This window comes from Amycolatopsis sp. NPDC059027, assembly GCF_042739735.1.
GTDB lineage: Bacteria > Actinomycetota > Actinomycetes > Mycobacteriales > Pseudonocardiaceae > Amycolatopsis.
The window spans coordinates 164,815-182,337 of record NZ_JBHYIK010000008.1 but is presented as its reverse complement, the minus strand read 5'-3'; the positions used below and the strand labels follow the sequence as shown (position 1 = coordinate 182,337).

Below are 17,523 nucleotides of genomic sequence, written 5' to 3'. Positions count from 1 at the left end.
CCTTCAGCGCGTTGGACGCCATGAAGGACCCCTTCACAGCCCTCGATGCTTCTCGCGCGCGACTTCCGGAACGCCGCGCACAAAACCTCGCTGCGGCTCAGCGGCCGTAATTCCCCTCTTCCGGGTTCTCGCCGCGCTGCGGTTCCTGACCGCCCTCGGCGGAGCCGGATTCCTGCTGCTGCCCGCCGGATTCGCCGCCGAGGAAGCCCTTGGCCTTTTCGGCGACCGTGTCGATCTTGTCGGCGTGCTCGCCGAACTTGGACTTCGCGAGGTCGGCGGCCTTGTCGACGTGTTCGCCGCTCACCTTGTTCTTGATGTCTTCGAAATCGATACCCATCGGCACTCCTTTCACCCACTCCGTGAAACCCGGTGTGCGCCCGGGCCGGATCGGGCCCGAGCGGACCCGCTGACAGTTCCATCAAAGGTGACTCCGGCGACTTCGCAACTCGGGCTACCGGGGTGGGTGAAAGGTGAAGGCGCGACAACGACAACATCGATCCACAGTGGACTCAGCAGTCCCACACGTACCAGCGGGCCTCAGGCGTGCACCAGCGCGTCCAACCCAGAGTAGTCCTTTGTGGATAGTTCGAGACCTGCCGCCGCGAAGTTCTCCTCCAGATGCCGCGTGGACGACGTGCCGGGAATGGGCAGCAGCACCGGCGAACGACGCAGCAACCAGGCGAGCGCCACCTGCGCCGGGGTCGCGCCCAGCCGGGCGGCGATCTCGGCCAGCGGGCCGTCGGAGGTGACGCTGGGTTTGATCGGCAGCCACGGGATGAACGCGATCCCATGCGCTTCGCAGTGTTCCAGCACGGCTTCCGACGCGCGATCGGTGAGGTTGTACCGATTCTGGACGCTGACGATCGGGGTGATGCGCTGGGCCTCGACGAGCTGCTCCACCGAGACCTCGGAAAGGCCGACGTGCCGGACCTTGCCCTCGTCCCGCAGCTGCCGCAGCGCGCCGATCTGCTCGGCGAACGGGACCTTCGGATCGACGCGGTGCAGCTGGTACAGGTCGATCCGCTCGACGCGCAGCCGGCGCAGGCTCAGCTCGGCCTGCTGGCGCAGGTATTCCGGGCGGCCGAGCGGCACCCACGCGCCGCCGGGCCGGGCGTGCCCGCCCTTGGTGGCGATCACCAGGCCGTCCGGATACGGATGCAGGGCTTCGGCGAGCATTTCCTCGTTCAGCCCCAGCTCGTAGGCGTCGGCCGTGTCGATGAAGGTGACGCCGATTTCGACGGCGCGGCGCGCGGTCGAAATCGACGCGGCCCGTACCGCGGGCGTGGTGCTGTGCAGGCGCATGGCACCGAGGCCGAGCCGGTGGACGGGCAGGTCGCCGCCGATGCGCAGGGTGGTCTCGACTGAAGACACGAAAGATTCTCCTTGTGGCCGTGAGGTCTCCGTCCACCCTGCGGCCTCGGCCCTGTTAAGACAATCGAGACTTTCTTCCCCCGACCGCTTAGTATCGCTAATGTGTTGAATCTCGAACGCCTCCGGGTGCTGCACGCCGTCGCCCGCACCGGCTCGGTCCGCGGCGCCGCCGAGGCCCTGCACGTCACCACGTCGGCGGTGTCCCAGCAGCTGAGCAGGCTGGAACGCGAGATCGGGCAACGCCTGCTGGAGCGGCAAGGCCGCGGCGTCCGGCTCACGGACGCCGCCACGCTGCTCGCCGACCACGCCGAGCGGCTGCTCACCCAGGTCGAACTGATCGAGGCGGATCTGGCCGAGCATCGCGGCGCGGTGACCGGCGCGGTGACGATCGCCGCGTTCGCCACGGCCGCGCGCGGCCTGCTGCCCGATGCCCTGCGCGCACTGCGAAAACGGTATCCGGACCTCGATGTCCGGCTGTCCGAGCACGAACCGCACGAGTCCCTCCCCGCGCTCGCGCGCGGCGATCTCGACATCGCGATCGTCCAGGACTGGCCGGACGCGCCGTTGCCGGTTCCCGACGGCCTTTCCCGCCGCCCGCTGGCCGAAGACACGTTTGACGTCGCGCTGTCCACTCAGGACACACTCGCCGATCGGGACGTCCTGAAGCCGGCCGAACTGCGTGATCAGCGCTGGATCGGCTGGGCCGCCGGGCAGATCTGCCACGACTGGCTGACGTCGAAGCTCCGCGAACTCGGCGCCGAGCCACGCATCACGCACACCGCGTCCGAGCATTCGACCCAGCTCGCCCTGGTCGCCGCCGGGCTGGGCGCGGCGCTCATCCCCCGCCTCGGCCGCGATCCGGTGCCCCGCGGCGTCCGGTTCGTGCCGCTGAGCCCCGCACCGCGGCGGCGGATCTTCGCGCTCTGGCGGGCCAGCGCGTTCCCCCGGCCCGCGATCAAGGCGACGCTGACGGCCCTGGACACCACCGCCAAGTCGGGACACCGCTCCCATGCGCCCGGGACAGCCCGTGCCCGAGGATGAACGGTGACACCGGAACTCCTTGGGGGACAACGATGACGTGGAGATCGACAGCCATGGTGTGCGGCGCGGCGCTCCTGCTCGCGACGGCCGCGCCCGCGCACGCCGCCCCGTCGACGACCCGGCCGGACGGCGCAGAACTGCTGTACCGGCCCACCGGCCCGGCCAGCGCGCAGAACGCCGCGTTCTCCCCCGACGGCGCGACGGTCGTGTTCACCCAGTTCCCGCGGGGCTACAACGCCGGGCCCGCGGCGCTCGAACTGCTCGGGTTCGCCCCCGGCGGTATCCCGCGGCAGTTGTTCCAGCAGGGCGACCAGAGCGCGGTCAACCTGCCCGGCTCCAGCTGGAACGCGGCGGCCGGGCTGATCACGTTTTCCTTCGACGGCACCGATCTCGACGAGATCTGGACGATCCGGCCGGACGGCGGCGGGCGGAAGCAGGTCACCGCGCACACCGGCCCGCGCGGGTTCACCGAGCCAAGCTTCTCGCCCGACGGCCAGTGGATCGTCTTCCAGGAGAACCTCGACCAGAGCGGGCCGGGCGCGCTCGGCAGCATCTGGAAGGTCCGGCGGGACGGCGGTGGGCTGACCCGGCTGGTCGACGGGCCCGGCACCGGCACGGACAACCGCCAGCCGAACTGGTCCCCGCGTGGTGACCGGATCGTGTTCCAGACGCGCGGCGCGACCGGCGACTGGAAGCTGCGCACGATCACCCCTGACGGCGGCCCGTCGCGGGCGGTGACCTCCGGCGCGGGCGAGGACACCGACGCGAGCTGGTCGCCGGACGGCAGCAGGATCGTGTTCTCCTCCGACCGTGGCGGGCTCGCGCACGCTCAGCTGTTCGTGATCCCGGCCGACGGCGGCGCGGCGGTCCAGGTCACGCACGCGCCCACCTGGTACAGCGGGGCGCCGAGCTGGTCGCCGGACGGCCGCTGGCTCGCGTTCGAATCCCGCGAGGGCGACGGCGAAACGCCGACCGCCTTGTGGCGGATCGCCGCACCCGCCTGATCGGCGAGCACCTCCCCCGGACCGACGTTCGCGGGTTGCCAGGGTGAAGGCGATCACGTACGGTCCCGGCAAATGCGAAAGCGCTTCACGTTAGCGGGAGGAGTCACCGATGCCGGTGAGTCGTCGACACGTCTTGGCCGGGGCCGCCGCGCTCCCGCTCGCCACCGGCTTCCTCGGTGCGACGGCCGCGTCCGCTTCGGCTGAACCGGGCGGCGGTTTCCTCGTCGGTGCCGGCATCGCCGATGTCACCGGGCCCGCCGCGGAGAACGGCATGATGGGCTACTCGATGCCGCAGCAGCAGACCGCGGGCATCCACCTGCGCACCCGCGCGCGGGCGTTCGTGATCGCCGGCGGCCCGCGCCGGATCGCGTTCGTCACCGCGGAACTCGGCGCGCTGTTCCAGTCCGTGCACCAGGACGTGCTGCGGAAGCTCGCCGCGAAGTTCGGGGATCTCTACACCGAGCGGAACGTCCTGCTCAACGCCACGCACACGCATTCCGCCTGCGGCGGCGACTCGCACTACGCGGCCTACGACCTGTCGATCCTCGGGTTTCAGGAGCAGGTGTACGACGCCGTCGTCGACGGGATCGTGGCGGCGATCAGCCAGGCGCACGCGGATCTCGCGCCGGGGTCGATCAGCCTCGGCCGCACCGAGCTGACCGACGCCAGCGCGAACCGCTCCCGCACCGCGTTCGAGCTGAACCCGAAGGCGGACAAGGACCATTTCCCGCTGTCCATCGACCCGGCGGTTACCGTGCTCCGCTTCCGGCGCGGCGGCACCGACGTCGGCGCGATCACCTGGTTCGCCACCCACGGGACGTCGATGAGCAACGGCAATCATCTGATCAGCAGCGACAACAAGGGATACGCGGCCTACACCTGGGAGCACGACCACGCCGGAATCCGCTACCTCGACGGCGACCCGGGTTTCGTCGCCGCGTTCGCGCAGACCAACTCCGGTGACATGACGCCGAACCTGAATCTCAAGCCAGGTACGGCGGACACGGAGTTCGAGAACACCCGGCGCATCGGCGAACTCCAGTTCCAAGCCGCGAAACGCGCGTTCGACGGGGCGGGCGAAGACGTTGTCGGCGGCGTCGATCATCGGATGTGCTACGTCGACATGTCCGACCTCGCCGTCGACGCGAAGTACACGCCGAACGGACGTCCGCAGCGGACCTGCACCGCGGCGATCGGAGTGTCGATGCTCGCGGGCAGCACCGAGGACGGACCGGGCCTTCCCCTGCCCGAGGGCGTGAAGAACCCCTTCATCGACTGGCTCGGCGGGATCGACGCGCCCATCCCGCGCGCGCTCGCCGACGCGCAGGCGCCCAAGGTGATCGCCGTGCCGTTCGGCGCCATGCAGCCGTATCCGTGGGCACCGGAGGTCCTCCCGCTGCAGATCGTCCGAATAGGACAGTTGCATCTGGTGGCCGGGCCCGCCGAGTACACGATCGTCGCGGGCCTGCGGATCCGGCGCACCGTCGCCGCCGAACTCGGCGTGCCGCTGGAAAACGTGCTGATGCAGGGTTACGCCAATGCCTACAGCCAGTACGTCACGACGCCCGAGGAGTACGACTCCCAGCAGTACGAAGGCGCGTCGACCCTCTTCGGCCGGTACACGCTGCCCGCCTACCAGCAGGAGTTCGCGAAGCTCGCGGCCGCGATGAAGGCAGGCACGGCGGTGCCGCACGGGCCGGTCCCCCGCGACCTGCGCGGCAAGCTCGTCAACTTCCAGCCGGGTGTCGTGTTCGACAGCGCCCCGGCGCTCAAGAACTTCGGCGACGTCGTCACCGAGGCGAAACCCAGCTACCGGCGCGGCGAGCAGGTCAGCGTCACGTTCGTGACGGGGCATCCGAAGAACGATCTCCGCCACGGCTCGACGTTCCTGGAGATCCAGCGGTTCGCCGACGGGAAGTGGGTCCGCCACGCCGACGACGGCGACTGGGCCACGAAGTACCACTGGGCGCGGAAGTTCGTCGCCGAATCGCAAGCCACCGTTACCTGGGACATCCCCGCGAACACCCCGATCGGCAAATACCGCGTGGTGCACTTCGGGAACTGGAAGAACGGCTGGAACGGGCGGATCACCGCGTTCTCCGGAACCTCCCGGGCCTTCGTGGTTTCCTGACTCGCCAGCGAAAGGATGTCCCGTGCGGAAACTCGCCACGCTCGCCACGCTCGTCGCCACCCTGCTGACCGCGACACCCGCCCACGCGGCGTCGACGGCCTCGGTTTCGGTGCTGAGCTTCAATCTCTGGCAGCTGCCGTGGATCGCCAGTCCGAACACGGCCGACAAGGAAGCCCGCGCACAGGCCGCCGAAAAGGTGATCCGCGCGAACGGCACCGACGTGGTCGTGCTGGAGGAGGCGTTCAGCGCGCAGGCCGAGTCGCTGCGCAAGCGGCTGGCCGACGCCTGGCCGTACCAGACCCCGCTGGTGGGCCAGTACTGCTCGACTGCGCCCGGCTGGTCCACTGTGGACGGTAACTGCTCGAACTCGCCGGTCGTGGTCAACGGCGGGGCGACAGTCCTGTCCAAGTGGCCGATCACCGAAAGCCACCAGCTGGTGTTCCGGAACTCGTACCAGGGCACCGCCGACTACTACGCGAACAAGGGTGCCGCGCTGGTCCGGATCCTCGCGCACGGCAGGCCGCTGTGGCTCACCGGCACCCATCTGCAGGCCGACGAAGCGCCGGACACCCTGCCCAAGGCCCACGAAATCCGGATGGCCCAGCTCGGCGAGATCCACGGCCTGGTCGCGAAGTACGCGCCGGCCACGGAGCCGGTCGCGATCGCCGGGGACCTCAACATCGAGTACTGGGCGGGGCAGGGCCGGAAGGACGGCCTCGGCCGCGCCCAGTCCCAGCAGGGCGAAGCGGCTCTCGACGGTGTCCTGCGGACCGCCCCCGCCGGGAAGTACACCTTCGACGCGGCCACCAACCCGAACGCGGCCAAGTCCGTCCCCGCGTCCTACCGCGACTCACTGGACTACGTCGGCGCGCTGCGTGGCGGCGGACGCCCGCTCGCGGACGTCGGCGCGGTCTCGATGGTGTCCTATGGCGACGGAACGCTTCCGTCCGATCACTATCCGGTACGCACCTCGGTCCGCTACTGACGTCGTCGGGCCCGGAGTGCTGAAGGACGCCTTCGGTGCACTCAATGCACTGAAGGCGTCCTTCAGTGCGGCCAACGCACTTAAAGCGTCCTTCAGCACCTCTCCCAGGTTCACCCTCGCGCAGCTTGTCCCGCGCCGCGTCATCCGGTAATGACATAAGACCGGCCTGTCCCCGTGGTGAGGAGGACGCGCGATGCTGAGTGTGCTCGGCGAGTACTGGCGGTTCCTCCTTGCCGGGGTGCCCGGCGCGGTGCTCCTGACTGTGTTCTCCACCGGCCGTCGCGTTCCCCGCTGGCTGTGGGCGGGCTGGGCGCTGTTGATCGTGGCGGTCGGGCTGGCCTGGGCGGTGCGCATGTCGTGGCCGGGCACGATCGTGCTGTTCGTCGCGCTGATCTTCATCGCCGTGGCGTCCTGGATGAACGTGGCGGAACGCCGCGAGCGGGCGCGCGAGGGCCGGTAGTCACACCGGCGGCCGGTGCGCGTTCACCTCCGGCGGCGTCCCCGCACAACGCTCGACCTCGACCAGCGCGTGCTGTCCCGAAGAGCCCTGGGCCAGCGAGGACGTCGGACGGTCGGCGGTCAGCACATTCGGGTTACCGTGGCGGCAGACGGACGGGTCGGCCGGATCGGGGTCGTACCAGGCCCCGGTCGACAGCTGCGCGACACCGCGGCGCACGGCCGTGCTGGTCACCAGCCCGGCGAGACAGCTGCCGCGGTCGTTGAAGATCCGCACCACATCACCCTCGGCCAGCCCGCGCGCGGCCGCGTCGGCCGGATGCAGCCGCACCGGCTCCCTGCCGCCGACCTTGGCCCCCTGGCTGTGCGGGCCGTGGTCCAGCTGGCTGTGCAATCGCGTCTTCGGCTGGTTCGCGATCAGGTGCAGTGGGTGAGCCTTCGCCTGCTCGCCGCCGAGCCACTCCTCGGGTTCCCGCCATACCGGATGTCCTGGGCAATCCGGATAACCGAACCCGTCGATCGTCTCGGAGAAGATCTCGATCCGCCCGCTCGGGGTGCGCAGCGGGTTCCGGTCCGGGTCCGCGCGGAACTCGGCCAGCGAGACGTGCTCCCTCGGATGCACCGGCAGTTCCAGCACGTCCTCGCTCGCCCAGAACTCGTCGAACGACGGCACCGGATTCCCCTCGCGTTCGCGGTCGGCGGCCCAGCCTGTGTAGAGGTGGCGCAACCACTCGTGCGAAGTCCGCCCTTCGGTGAACGCCTCCCCCACCCCGAGCCGCGCCGCGAGATCGGCGAACACCTGGTAGTCGTCGCGCGCCTGGGCGTTCGGCCGCGTCAGCGCCCGCATCGGCACGAACACCGGATCGCCATACCCACCACCGAAATCATCCCGCTCGATCGACATCGTCGAAGGCAGCACGATGTCGGCGTGCCGCGCCGTGGCCGTCCAAAACGGATCGTGCACGACGACGGTGTCCGGCCGGGTGAACGCGTGCCGCAGCCGGGCGAGGTCCTGGTGATGGTGGAACGGGTTCCCGCCGCCCCAGTACACCAGCCGGATGCCGGGATAGGTCAGCCGCTGCCCGTTGTAGTCGTACTCCTGGCCGGGGTTCAGCAGCATGTCCGCGATCCGGGCCACCGGGATGAACGTGTCGCAGCCGTTGCGCCCCTGGGGCAGCGAAGGCAGCGGCACCGCGCGGAACGGCATGCCCGCGACGGCCGAAGACCCGTATCCGTGCCCGAACCCGCCACCCGGCAGGCCGATCTGCCCGAGCATCGCGGCCAGCACCAGGCCCAGCCACAGCGGCTGTTCACCGAACCGGGTGCGCTGCAGCGACCAGCTCACCGTGATCATCGTGCGCGACGAAGCCATCTCGCCGGCGAGCGCGCGAATCCGTGCGGCGGGGATCTCCGTGAGCGCCTCGGCCCACTCCGGGGTCTTCGGCACCCCGTCGGCCGAACCACGCACATACTCCGCGAAGCGTTCGTATCCGACGGTGTACCGGCGGAGGAACTCCTTGTCCGCCAAGCCTTCCGTGTCCAGCACATAGGCCAGGCCCAGCATCAGCGCGACGTCGCCTGCCGGGCGCGGCGCGAGCCACTCCGCCTCGGCGTCGGGATGTGTGTCGTCTTCCAGCGGACTGACCGAGACGAACCGGCAGCCACGGGCCCGCGCGGCGCCGACCCACGAGCGCATCCCGTGCCGTCCGACCCCGCCGGGAGCCACGACGGCGTTCTTCGGGGACAACCCGCCGAACGCGACGACCAGCTCGGTGTGCTCGGCGATCACCTCGTACGTCGTCGAGTCGTCCATGATCTTCCACGCCGGGCCGACCACGTGCGGCAACAGCACGGTGGTCGCCCCGAGGCTGTAGCTGTTCACCGAACTGACGTAACCGCCGAGGCAGTTGAGGAACCGGTGCACCTGGCTCTGCGCGTGGTGGAACCGGCCCGCGCTGGCCCAGCCGTACGAACCGCCGTACACACTCTCGGGTCCGTAGCCGTCGTACACCCGCCGCAGCTCACCCGCCAGCAGGTCGAGCGCCTTGTCCCAGGAGACCGGGACGAACGAGTCGTCACCGCGCCCCTCGCCACCCGGCCCGTTCTCCAGCCAGCCGCGCCGCACATGGGGCTGGGTGATGCGGACGGGGTGATCCTGCACGCCCACGATGTTCTCGAGCATCGGCGGCGGTTCCGGATCCTGGGACCACGGCCGCACCGACCGGAGCCGGTCCCCGTCCGTTTCCGCCTCGAATGTGCCCCAGTGGGTGAGATGGATCGTCATCGCGTCGCTCCCTCCACCCCCGCATTATGCCCACGCCGCCGCGGAACGCGATCAAGTTTTCGCCGCCGGGTCAGCCCGCGCCGAAAGCGAAGACGGCCGCCACGAACTGGTCCGGATCGTGGTCCATCGCCTGGTGACCCTGCCCGTGCAGCGGGACGACGTCCGCCCCGGGGATCCGCGCCGCGACGGACGCCGCGGCCGCGGCCAGATACGCGGGACTTTCGGTGCCGGCGAACAGGCGCACCGGGACCCGGATCCCGGCGAGGCGGTCATCGGCGGTGAACGCCTGGACCTCGCCCAGCTCACGCGTGATCGTGTGCGCCGCGGCGAGCCTGGCCTGCCAGATCGGAGTGCCCTTCATCGCGTCGACGTCGGCCTCCGGGAGCCGCAGCGCCGCACGGAAGAACGTCTCCAGCACCAGCCCGGGATCGTCCGAGACGGCGGTGAGCCGCTCGAACACCCCCGATTCCAGGACGGGCAGTCCCGGTGACGGCATCGGCGGCTCGTAGAGCACGATCCGGCCGATCGACTCGGTGATCAGCGCGGCCTCCAGGGTGCACAGGGCACCATAGGAGTGCGCGACGACGTAGGTGCCGGGGCCGATCGCCTCGGCGACCGCCGCGATGTCCTCGCCCTCGCGCCGGAGGTCGTACGGCCCGGCCTCGGCGGTGCTCAGCCCGCGACCCCGGCGGTCGAGCCGGTGCACGGTGTAGCGCCGCCCCAGCCGCTCCGCCACCGGTGCCCAGCGGGTGCGGTCGGCGCTGGCGCCGTGCACCAGCAGCAGGGGTGGCCCGGCACCGAGCGTTTCGTAACCGAGAACCGTTCCGTCACGGGACACGACCGAGTTCGCCATACCGCGACAGTAAGGCCACCGCACGCCCCGCGGGACCGGTTGCCCGCAGGACTGCCCGTCGGCACCGGACCTAGCCGGGCGATTCCGGGGCGCCGTGCACGACGTCGCGTGCCGTGCGGATGAAGTCCTCCAGCGCGGGATGCCGGGAATTCGGTGCCCACGCGAGGAAAACCGGCACCGGGGGCGCGTCGGCCAGCGGAACGTAGACGATCTCGGCGTGCGGATGCAGCTTACTGCTCGACGCCGGGGTGATGCCGACGCCGTTGTTCGCGGCGATGTTGCTCTGCCAGTCGTCCACCGAACCGACCTCCACGGCCACGGCGGGCCGCGCCTCGGCGTCCCACAGTTCGGGAGTCGTCGTGCCCCAGTGCCGTTGCACGATCAGGCCCTCCCCTGCGAGGTCGGCGAGCCGGAGTTCGCGACGGCGGGCCAGCCTGTGCTCCATCGAGACCGCCGCCACCCGCGTCTCGCTGTAGAGCAGCTCACTGCGATAGCCAGGCCGCGGCTGCGGGCCGCGCAACACGCTGACGTCGATCCGGCCGCCCGCCATCCCCGCGTAGGGATCGTCCAACCGGCACAGCTCGAGCGGTTGTTCCGGCCGCGAGGCACGCCAGTGACGCAGCACGGCCGAGGTGTGCTCCCCGAAGGCCGACCACGCGTGCCCGACACGCAGCGGCCGCGGGTCCCCGAACGGCCGCTCCACGGCGTCGGTGAACGACGCCAGCGCGGCCGCCGCCCTGATCCGGAAGATCTCGCCTTCGGCGGTCGCCGTGACGCCGTGGGCGGACCGCGCGAGCAGCGCGACTCCGACGTGCCGTTCGAGCTGGGCGAGGGTGCGCGAGACCGCGGGCTGCGCCAGCCGCAGCCTGCGGGCAGCGGCGGTGATGCTGCCCTCCTCGACGGCGGCCAGGAACGTCTCCAGATGCCGGATGTCCAGCCCCATAACCGCAGAGCATACCCCATCGCGAACCGGCATTTCCGGACTCTCCGCTCACGTCGCTAGTTTTGTCCGTGTCCCCTTTCCCCTTTTGAGCGTTTTCGAGGAATGGCCCGATGTCGCGCAGGAAATCATCGTTCGTCGTTGCCGCTCCGCTGGCCTTTGTGCTCATGTGGGCGAGCGGGCCGATCGCCGTCGAAACGGGACTCGCCCACAGTTCGGCGCCCACCTTTCTGCTCCTTCGCGCGCTCGGATCCGCGGCGTTGTGCTGGGGCGTCTGGTTTTTCGTACGCGACAGGCTGCCACGAACCGGTCCGGAATGGATGCGGACAGTCGTGGTGGCGATTCTCCTGCAAACGGTTTACCAGGGTTTTTTCTTCGCCGCCGTCGGCGCCGGGCTACCGGCCGGAATCATCGCCGTCATTCTCGGCACCCAGCCGATTCTCACCACGCTGATCACCCGGTCCGGCCGGGACCGGCGATTCCGGACCGGACTGGTGGTCGGGCTCGCCGGCGTGGCACTGACCGTCAGTTCGACCCTCGGCGCCCCCTCCCGGACCGACACGGCGGGCACGGTCACCGGGCTGCTGTTCGCCTTCCTCGCGCTGGGCGCGATCACCGGCGGGACCATCGTCCAGGGCAGGACCGCGAACGTGGGCACCTGGGCGGCGCTGGCGATCCAGTACTCGTTCAGCTCGGTGGTGTTCGCGGTGACGACGGCCTGCACCGGCGGCCCGCAGCTGACCGGCCGTCCGGCGTTCTTCCTCGCGCTCGGCTGGATGGTCGTGGTCGTCTCGGTCGGCGCCGCCGCGCTGCTGTACTTCATGGTCGCCCGCGGCGAGGTCGCCAGGGTCACCAGCCTGTTCTACTGCGTCCCCCCGGTCACCGCACTGCTGGACCTGCTGTTCTCCGGGACCGCGCTGACCGCCGTCGAACTCGCCGGAATCGGCCTGGTCGTGGTCGCTGTCGCGCTGATCCAGACGGGCGCGCCCCGCTTCCGGCGCACGCGCCGTGCGGAGACGGTACCCGAACGCCCTTCCACCGCACCTGAGTCCACAAAGGACGGCACGAGCCTGGCCAGGACGCGCCAGGGTGGACGCTGAAGCCGGATCCCCGTCCCTCGCGCGGTCAACACGCCGACCCCGGCCGAAACCACCGCCAGCACCGCGTATCCCCACAGCGGCATCTGGGTTTTCCCGTCGGGGTAAGTGCTCACGACAAGGAACGTCGACAAGGCGGCCGCGACCGCGACACGCGAAACCGGCCACGCGGCCGCCGCTCCCAGCACCAGCGGCCAGGTGAAGTACCACGGCAACGCCACCGGTGCCAGCACCACCGAAGCCAGCAGCGCCGCCGCGGCCCCCCGGACCCCCGCGCCACCGCCCGCCCGCGAACGCCACCACAACCACGTCACCAGCCCGGCGAGGACGACCCAGCCCGCCGCCCGGCACGCCGCGACGGCACCGGCGGAGCCGGGCAGCACCAGCCCGGCTAGCTTCCCTGCCGAGGTCGAGAGCGACATCCACGGTTCCAGCACCGAGTTCCCGCCGAGAGCGCGGATCCAGCCGAGATCGACCCCGGCGACGACGGTGCACAATCCGAACGTGACGACCACAATGGACACCGAAGCCGCGAACACGAAGAAATAGCCGCGCACCGAAACCCGCCCGCCCGATCGCCGCGCCGCCCACACCCACACCAGGAACGGCAACGCCACAGCCGCGGGAGCCTTCACCGCGGCGGCCAGCGCGACCAACGCGAACCCTGCTCCCGGCGCACGGGTGAGCACGAGCGCCGTGCCCGCCGCGAGCAGTCCGACCATCAGGAGGTCGTTGTGCCCGCCTGACACCACACACAACACCATCAACGGATTCGCCACCGTCATCCACAGTGCGCGTTCCGGGCGGTTGCCGAGATGACGGCACAGGACGGGCAAGGCGAAACAGAGCAACGCCAGCCCGGCCACCATCGCGAGCCGGGTCAGAAAGGCACCGAGGAGCACGTTCTGCCCGGTCACGGCGAGTACGCTTTTCACGATCAAGACCTGCAGCGGCCCGTACGGCGACGGAATGTACATCCACCCACCGGCGGCGTTGTCGGTGATCGCGCTGGGAAGTTCGGCGGGAACGTGCGTGTACGGGTCGAGACCGGCGTGCGCCACCGCGCCCTGTGCGAGGTAGGTGTACAGATCGGTGCTGAACAACGGTGGCGCGCAGAGCAGCGGAACGCACCACAGCCAGGCCGTCCACCCGACCTCGCGCGAGCTCGTCCGGCCCGCGCGCACCGAATGTCCTAACCGGACCCAGGCCGCCAGTACCACGGCGAGGCCGAGGTACAGCACCACGATCGCGGGCAACCGGCCGTGCCAGGACAGCACGGCGCCGAGCCAGGTACCGGACAGCACAGGATCGTGCCGCAGTGTCGCACCCGCCCCGAACGCACCGAGTGAAACCAGCGCGGATCCGCCCAGCCCCAGGACAGCCGTGCTCTTTCCGACGAAGATCATGCGGCCAGGTCTAGTCGGCGGATGATCTCGGGCCGTTAAGATCGGCTTTTATCGGATCTTTATCCCTCCGGCGTTCTACTGTGGATCGTGGAGAGCGGTTGATGCGCGTACTCGTGGCCGAAGACGAGCGGATGCTGGCCGACTCCATCACGGAGGGATTGCGGCACCTGGGCATGGCGGTGGACGTCTGCTACGACGGCGACGCCGCGCTCGAACGTGTCGCGGTCCACCGGTACGACGTCGTACTGCTCGACCGTGACCTGCCGGTGGTGCACGGCGACGAGGTCTGCCGGAGGATCTCCGGCGGAGACGGCGAGACCCGCGTGCTGATGCTCACGGCCGCGGCGGGCATCCGCGACCGCGTCGACGGGCTCGGCCTCGGCGCGGACGACTATCTCACCAAGCCGTTCGCCTTCGCCGAACTCGTCGCCCGGGTGCACGCGCTGGCCCGGCGCGCCCGCCCCGCACTGCCGCCGGTGCTCGACCGCGCCGGCGTCGAACTCGACCCCGCGAAGCGGTTCGCGTCGCGGGACGGACGGCCGTTGTCGTTGTCTCCCAAGGAGTTCGCCGTCCTGGAGGTGTTGCTGCGGGCCGAGGGACGGGCCGTCAGCCCGGAAGAGCTGCTGGAGAAAGCATGGGACGAACACGCGGACCCGTTCACGAACACGGTGCGGGTCACGGTGATGACGTTGCGGAAGAAGCTCGGCGCACCGCCGGTGATCCGCACCGTACCCGGGGCGGGCTACTGTCTGGACGCCTGAGGCGGGCACGGGCGTCCGTGCGCGGCCGCGTCCGACTGGTTCTCGTCGGCGGCCTGGTCCTCGGCCTCGCGCTGCTGTATCCGCTCGGCAAGATGCTGGGGATGGTGCTCGGGACGTTCGTCGACGGGGACTTCTGCCCGCGCAACACCGGCTGCCACAACACGGCGGGCGGGATCGGCTGGCTCCTGCCGCTGATCGCCGTGGTCGTGCTGCTGTTCCTCCTGCGCCGCCCGGTGGCGTCCTGGGTACTGCGTCCGTTGCCCGATCTCACGGCCACCATCGAACAGCTGGGGCCGCGGAACCTCGGCCAGCGCCTGCGGCTGGACCAGACCGACGGCGAAGTGCGCGCGCTCGCCGCCGCGGTGAACGGGATGCTCGACCGCGTGTCCATCGGCTTCGAGGGACAGCGGCGGTTCGCCGCCAACGCGTCGCACGAACTACGCACCCCGCTCGCGGTGCAGCGGACACTCGCCGAGGTCGCGGTCGTCACGGGCGGCGGTGACGAGGTGCGGCGGCTCGCGGGGCAGCTGCTGGTGGTCAACGAACGTAACGAGCAGCTGATCGAGGGACTGCTCGTGCTGGCCGAGGCGGACCGGGGGCTGCCCGGCAGTGTGCCGGTGCGGCTGGACACGCTGGTGGAGTCGGTCCTCACCCGGTACGCGGAGCAGCTGGCCGAGCACGAGCTGACCCTGCGCGAAGAACTGGCGGAGCGCACCGCGCCCGGCGATCCCGTGCTGCTGGAACGGCTGATCGCCAACCTCGTGCACAACGCGATCAAGTACAACCGCCCTGGCGGCTGGGTCGAGGTCGTCGTCGGCGCCGAACCCGCGCTGAGCGTGCGCAACTCCGGCGAGCGCGTACCCGCCGAATCGGTCGACTCGCTGTTCCAGCCCTTCCGCCGGGTGAGCGCCGACCGCACGAACCACCGCGACGGCGCCGGCCTCGGACTGGCGATAGCGCACTCGATCGCCACCGCGCACCACGGGCGGGTGACCGCCGATCCCGGCGAGGAAGGCGGCCTGCGCGTCGACGTGGTGCTGCCCTGACCGGGGACCCCGCACCTCGGCCATTTCCGGGGAATCCCCGTGTGCCGCCTGTGAATCGCTGTGACCGGGCTGTGGATCCGATGCGCCGGGATGCCGCCGGGACGCCGCTGTGGTGATGTGAACACGTGACGGTCAAGAACCTCCGCGCCGCGACGGTGCTCCTGGTTTCGGCTCTCCTGGTGCTCGCGGCGAGCGGCACCGACGTGGTCACGGACACCTCGGCCGCCGACAGCCGAAACCCGGCCACGGCGGCGAAGGTGAGTTCAGCGGCCGTCGCGAGCACGGCGGCGAAGGCCACCCCGGCGCTCGTCGCGAGCACGGCGGCGGGCGCGTTGTTCGCCGGGGGCCGCCACTTCTGCTCGGCGAGCGTGGTGCACAGCGTGGCGGGCGACGTCGTGCTCACCGCCGCGCACTGCGTCAACGGCCGCGCCGGGCTCTCGTTCGCGCCCGGCTACCACGACGGCATCGCGCCGTACGGCCAGTGGCAGGTCACCGGCGTCTTCGTGGCGAGCGGGTGGGCCGCCTCGGCAGACGCCGATCTCGACTTCGCGTTCCTGACCGTCCACCGGGCCGGCGACGCCCGCGCGATCGAAAGCGTTACCGGCGCGAACACGCTGGGCGCCGGCCGCGGCTTCACCAACACGGTCACGCTCACCGGCTATCCCGACACCACCGACTCACCGGTGACCTGCCGGAACACCACCACCCAGTCCGGCCCCTTCCAGCAGCGCGTCGAATGTCCCGGCTTCCCCGACGGCACCAGCGGCGGGCCGTGGGTGACCGGGGCGGACCCGGCGACCGGGCTCGGCACGGTCGTCGGCGTGATCGGCGGGTACCAGCTGGGCGGCGCCACCCCGGACGTGTCCTACAGCGCCTACTTCGACACGGACATCCGGAACCTGTTCTCGACCGTCACCGGTTGAGCGCGCGGGGCGTCAGCGTCAGGTCGAACGTGTTGCCGTCGCCCTGCACGAACGAACTCAGGTAACCGGTGAACGCGCCACAGCCGGTCAGCGGCGGCAGCGTGTAGGTGCCGCCGAGCGTGCCACCGGAGGCCATCGCGAATCCCTCGCCCGTGCGCAGCTCCGCCGTCGCCGGGCTCGAGGTCTTGCAGTCCGGCCCGCCACTGACCGGCATCCCGAAGAACGTGACCAGCGGCAGGGCGAGATCGAAGCGGCTGTGCGCGGTGAACCCGGTGGCCGTCAGTTCCCCGGTCTGCGGGCCGGCGGAGGTGAAGACCAGATCGGCCGCCCCCGGCAGGAACCCGAACAGGCGGAACTCCGCGTGGGCCTTGTCCAGCGCGGGACCGCCGCTGAACGTCTGCTCGGCCGAGTTGCCGGTGAAGCCGAATCCGCCGGTGACGGGCGCGGTGGCCCCGAGTGCCTTGATCGTTGTCTTGCCGGTGACCGCGTAGTCGTACGCGGTGGTCGTCGAGTTGCTGAGGTCGAACGACAGCAGCACCGGATCCTGGCCGGGGTCGAGCGTGCAGTCCGAAGTGAAGGACCCGATCCCGGTGAACGAGCCGTCGGTCTTCTTCGGCGTCAGCCGGGTGGTGAAATCGCCGATCGTCAACGTCGTCTTTCCGGCGTTCGCGAGTTTGATGGCCGGCACCGAACCCGTCGCCTGCGTGGTGAACGTCCCGTTCGGCGGAATCGAGGTCTTGGCCACGTTCAGGGGAATCTTCACCGGAAGCGGCTTGGCGTCCCCGTTGGCCAGTGTCACGCCGGCCGCGGCGGTGCCCTCGATGGTGGCCGCGCCGACCAGGGTGAGCCCGCGCGACGCCTTGTCCGGCACGGTCACGGCGACATTCAGCCCGGACGTGGTGAGCGTGCCACCGGGTTGCTTCGGGACGTCGAAGTCGGCCTTGATCTCCACGTCGAGCTTCTGCAGCCCGATCAACGGGAAGGGGCAGGTGAACGACAGCTTCTTGTCGACGGGGGTGGACGCGGCCGCGCCGCGGACGGCGACGAGCAGCAGCCCGGCGGCGGTGAGCAGCAGGATGAGGCCCGTCGCGAGCAGCGCCCGGACGGAGAGTCGAAGGGGCATGATCGCCTTCCGGTGCACGGCGCCGGGGGCCCCCCCCCGCGGGGGGGGGGGGCGCCCCGCCCAGGGCACGGATTTGGGGGGGGGGGAGAACTCGCTGTGGGG

General features: G+C 70.5%; 15 protein-coding genes and 1 pseudogene. 9 read left to right on the top strand and 7 right to left on the bottom strand.

The genetic code is table 11. The features are described 5' to 3' along the window. Positions 1 to 97 precede the first annotated feature (97 nt). Positions 98 to 337 carry an antitoxin gene (locus ACFWY9_RS08330; RefSeq protein WP_378330941.1) on the bottom strand — a complete coding sequence of 80 codons (240 nt, stop codon included), beginning with the start codon at positions 335 to 337 and terminating at the stop codon, positions 98 to 100. Positions 338 to 537: 200 nt separating this feature from the next. Then, positions 538 to 1,371 carry an aldo/keto reductase gene (locus ACFWY9_RS08325; protein WP_378338499.1) on the bottom strand — a complete coding sequence of 278 codons (834 nt, stop codon included), beginning with the start codon at positions 1,369 to 1,371 and terminating at the stop codon, positions 538 to 540. A 102-nt stretch (positions 1,372 to 1,473) separates the two neighbouring features. Here ACFWY9_RS08325 and ACFWY9_RS08320 point away from each other — a divergent pair, with 102 nt between their 5' ends. The 5 genes from ACFWY9_RS08320 (at position 1,474) to ACFWY9_RS08300 (ending at position 6,992) form a co-directional block, all read left to right on the top strand. Then, the gene (locus tag ACFWY9_RS08320; protein ID WP_378330943.1) at positions 1,474 to 2,412 is read left to right on the top strand and encodes a LysR substrate-binding domain-containing protein; all 939 of its coding nucleotides are present in this window, start codon (positions 1,474 to 1,476) and stop codon (positions 2,410 to 2,412) included. Positions 2,413 to 2,444: 32 nt separating this feature from the next. Next, the gene (locus tag ACFWY9_RS08315) at positions 2,445 to 3,416 is read left to right on the top strand and encodes a hypothetical protein (RefSeq protein WP_378338498.1); all 972 of its coding nucleotides are present in this window, start codon (positions 2,445 to 2,447) and stop codon (positions 3,414 to 3,416) included. A 109-nt stretch (positions 3,417 to 3,525) separates the two neighbouring features. Next, positions 3,526 to 5,547 (top strand): neutral/alkaline ceramidase, encoded by a 2,022-nt coding sequence (locus ACFWY9_RS08310; protein WP_378338497.1) that lies wholly within the window; start codon positions 3,526 to 3,528, stop codon positions 5,545 to 5,547. A 22-nt stretch (positions 5,548 to 5,569) separates the two neighbouring features. Then, positions 5,570 to 6,532: a sphingomyelin phosphodiesterase gene (locus ACFWY9_RS08305; RefSeq protein ID WP_378338496.1), complete on the top strand. Its 963-nt coding sequence runs from the start codon at positions 5,570 to 5,572 to the stop codon at positions 6,530 to 6,532. Between the two features lie 193 nt (positions 6,533 to 6,725). Further along, positions 6,726 to 6,992 (top strand): hypothetical protein, encoded by a 267-nt coding sequence (locus ACFWY9_RS08300; RefSeq protein ID WP_378330947.1) that lies wholly within the window; start codon positions 6,726 to 6,728, stop codon positions 6,990 to 6,992. Here ACFWY9_RS08300 and ACFWY9_RS08295 read toward each other — a convergent pair whose 3' ends face one another. The 3 genes from ACFWY9_RS08295 to ACFWY9_RS08285 form a co-directional block, all read right to left on the bottom strand. After that, positions 6,993 to 9,272, bottom strand: a complete 2,280-nt coding sequence (locus ACFWY9_RS08295; RefSeq protein WP_378338495.1) for a molybdopterin-dependent oxidoreductase — start codon at positions 9,270 to 9,272, stop codon at positions 6,993 to 6,995. A gap of 70 nt (positions 9,273 to 9,342) precedes the next feature. Further along, positions 9,343 to 10,125 (bottom strand): alpha/beta fold hydrolase, encoded by a 783-nt coding sequence (locus tag ACFWY9_RS08290; protein WP_378330949.1) that lies wholly within the window; start codon positions 10,123 to 10,125, stop codon positions 9,343 to 9,345. A gap of 70 nt (positions 10,126 to 10,195) precedes the next feature. Then, complete coding sequence (locus tag ACFWY9_RS08285; RefSeq protein WP_378338494.1) at positions 10,196 to 11,068, bottom strand: LysR family transcriptional regulator; 873 nt, start codon at positions 11,066 to 11,068, stop codon at positions 10,196 to 10,198. 110 nt (positions 11,069 to 11,178) lie between these two features. Here ACFWY9_RS08285 and ACFWY9_RS08280 point away from each other — a divergent pair, with 110 nt between their 5' ends. Then, positions 11,179 to 12,165: a DMT family transporter gene (locus tag ACFWY9_RS08280; protein WP_378338493.1), complete on the top strand. Its 987-nt coding sequence runs from the start codon at positions 11,179 to 11,181 to the stop codon at positions 12,163 to 12,165. A 98-nt stretch (positions 12,166 to 12,263) separates the two neighbouring features. Here ACFWY9_RS08280 and mptB read toward each other — a convergent pair. After that, a pseudogene (gene mptB / locus ACFWY9_RS08275) lies at positions 12,264 to 13,568 on the bottom strand (polyprenol phosphomannose-dependent alpha 1,6 mannosyltransferase MptB); the annotation flags it as partial. Positions 13,569 to 13,669: 101 nt separating this feature from the next. Between mptB and ACFWY9_RS08270 the strand changes: the two are divergent. From ACFWY9_RS08270 to ACFWY9_RS08260, 3 genes are all read left to right on the top strand, one after another. Beyond that, complete coding sequence (locus ACFWY9_RS08270) at positions 13,670 to 14,329, top strand: response regulator transcription factor (RefSeq protein ID WP_378330952.1); 660 nt, start codon at positions 13,670 to 13,672, stop codon at positions 14,327 to 14,329. Positions 14,330 to 14,346: 17 nt separating this feature from the next. Beyond that, a complete protein-coding gene (locus tag ACFWY9_RS08265) occupies positions 14,347 to 15,375 on the top strand; it encodes a sensor histidine kinase (RefSeq protein ID WP_378338492.1) in 1,029 nt (342 codons plus the stop codon). Between the two features lie 125 nt (positions 15,376 to 15,500). Beyond that, positions 15,501 to 16,298: a trypsin-like serine peptidase gene (locus ACFWY9_RS08260; RefSeq protein ID WP_378330954.1), complete on the top strand. Its 798-nt coding sequence runs from the start codon at positions 15,501 to 15,503 to the stop codon at positions 16,296 to 16,298. Here ACFWY9_RS08260 and ACFWY9_RS08255 read toward each other — a convergent pair. Beyond that, positions 16,288 to 17,421, bottom strand: coding sequence for a DUF6801 domain-containing protein (locus tag ACFWY9_RS08255; RefSeq protein ID WP_378338491.1), 1,134 nt, complete (start codon positions 17,419 to 17,421; stop codon positions 16,288 to 16,290). The genes ACFWY9_RS08260 and ACFWY9_RS08255 overlap by 11 nt on opposite strands. Between the last annotated feature and the right edge of the window lie 102 nt (positions 17,422 to 17,523).

Bases quoted from the DNA above. Each gene is read 5' to 3' on its own strand.
- ACFWY9_RS08330 (WP_378330941.1), bottom strand. From the start codon at position 337: ATGGGTATCGATTTCGAAGACATCAAGAACAAGGTGAGCGGCGAACAC.
- ACFWY9_RS08315 (WP_378338498.1), top strand. From the start codon at position 2,445: ATGACGTGGAGATCGACAGCCATGGTGTGCGGCGCGGCGCTCCTGCTC.
- ACFWY9_RS08310 (WP_378338497.1), top strand. From the start codon at position 3,526: ATGCCGGTGAGTCGTCGACACGTCTTGGCCGGGGCCGCCGCGCTCCCG.
- ACFWY9_RS08300 (WP_378330947.1), top strand. From the start codon at position 6,726: ATGCTGAGTGTGCTCGGCGAGTACTGGCGGTTCCTCCTTGCCGGGGTG.
- ACFWY9_RS08295 (WP_378338495.1), bottom strand. From the start codon at position 9,272: ATGACGATCCATCTCACCCACTGGGGCACATTCGAGGCGGAAACGGAC.
- ACFWY9_RS08290 (WP_378330949.1), bottom strand. From the start codon at position 10,125: ATGGCGAACTCGGTCGTGTCCCGTGACGGAACGGTTCTCGGTTACGAA.
- ACFWY9_RS08285 (WP_378338494.1), bottom strand. From the start codon at position 11,068: ATGGGGCTGGACATCCGGCATCTGGAGACGTTCCTGGCCGCCGTCGAG.
- ACFWY9_RS08280 (WP_378338493.1), top strand. From the start codon at position 11,179: ATGTCGCGCAGGAAATCATCGTTCGTCGTTGCCGCTCCGCTGGCCTTT.
- ACFWY9_RS08270 (WP_378330952.1), top strand. From the start codon at position 13,670: ATGCGCGTACTCGTGGCCGAAGACGAGCGGATGCTGGCCGACTCCATC.
- ACFWY9_RS08255 (WP_378338491.1), bottom strand. From the start codon at position 17,421: ATGCCCCTTCGACTCTCCGTCCGGGCGCTGCTCGCGACGGGCCTCATC.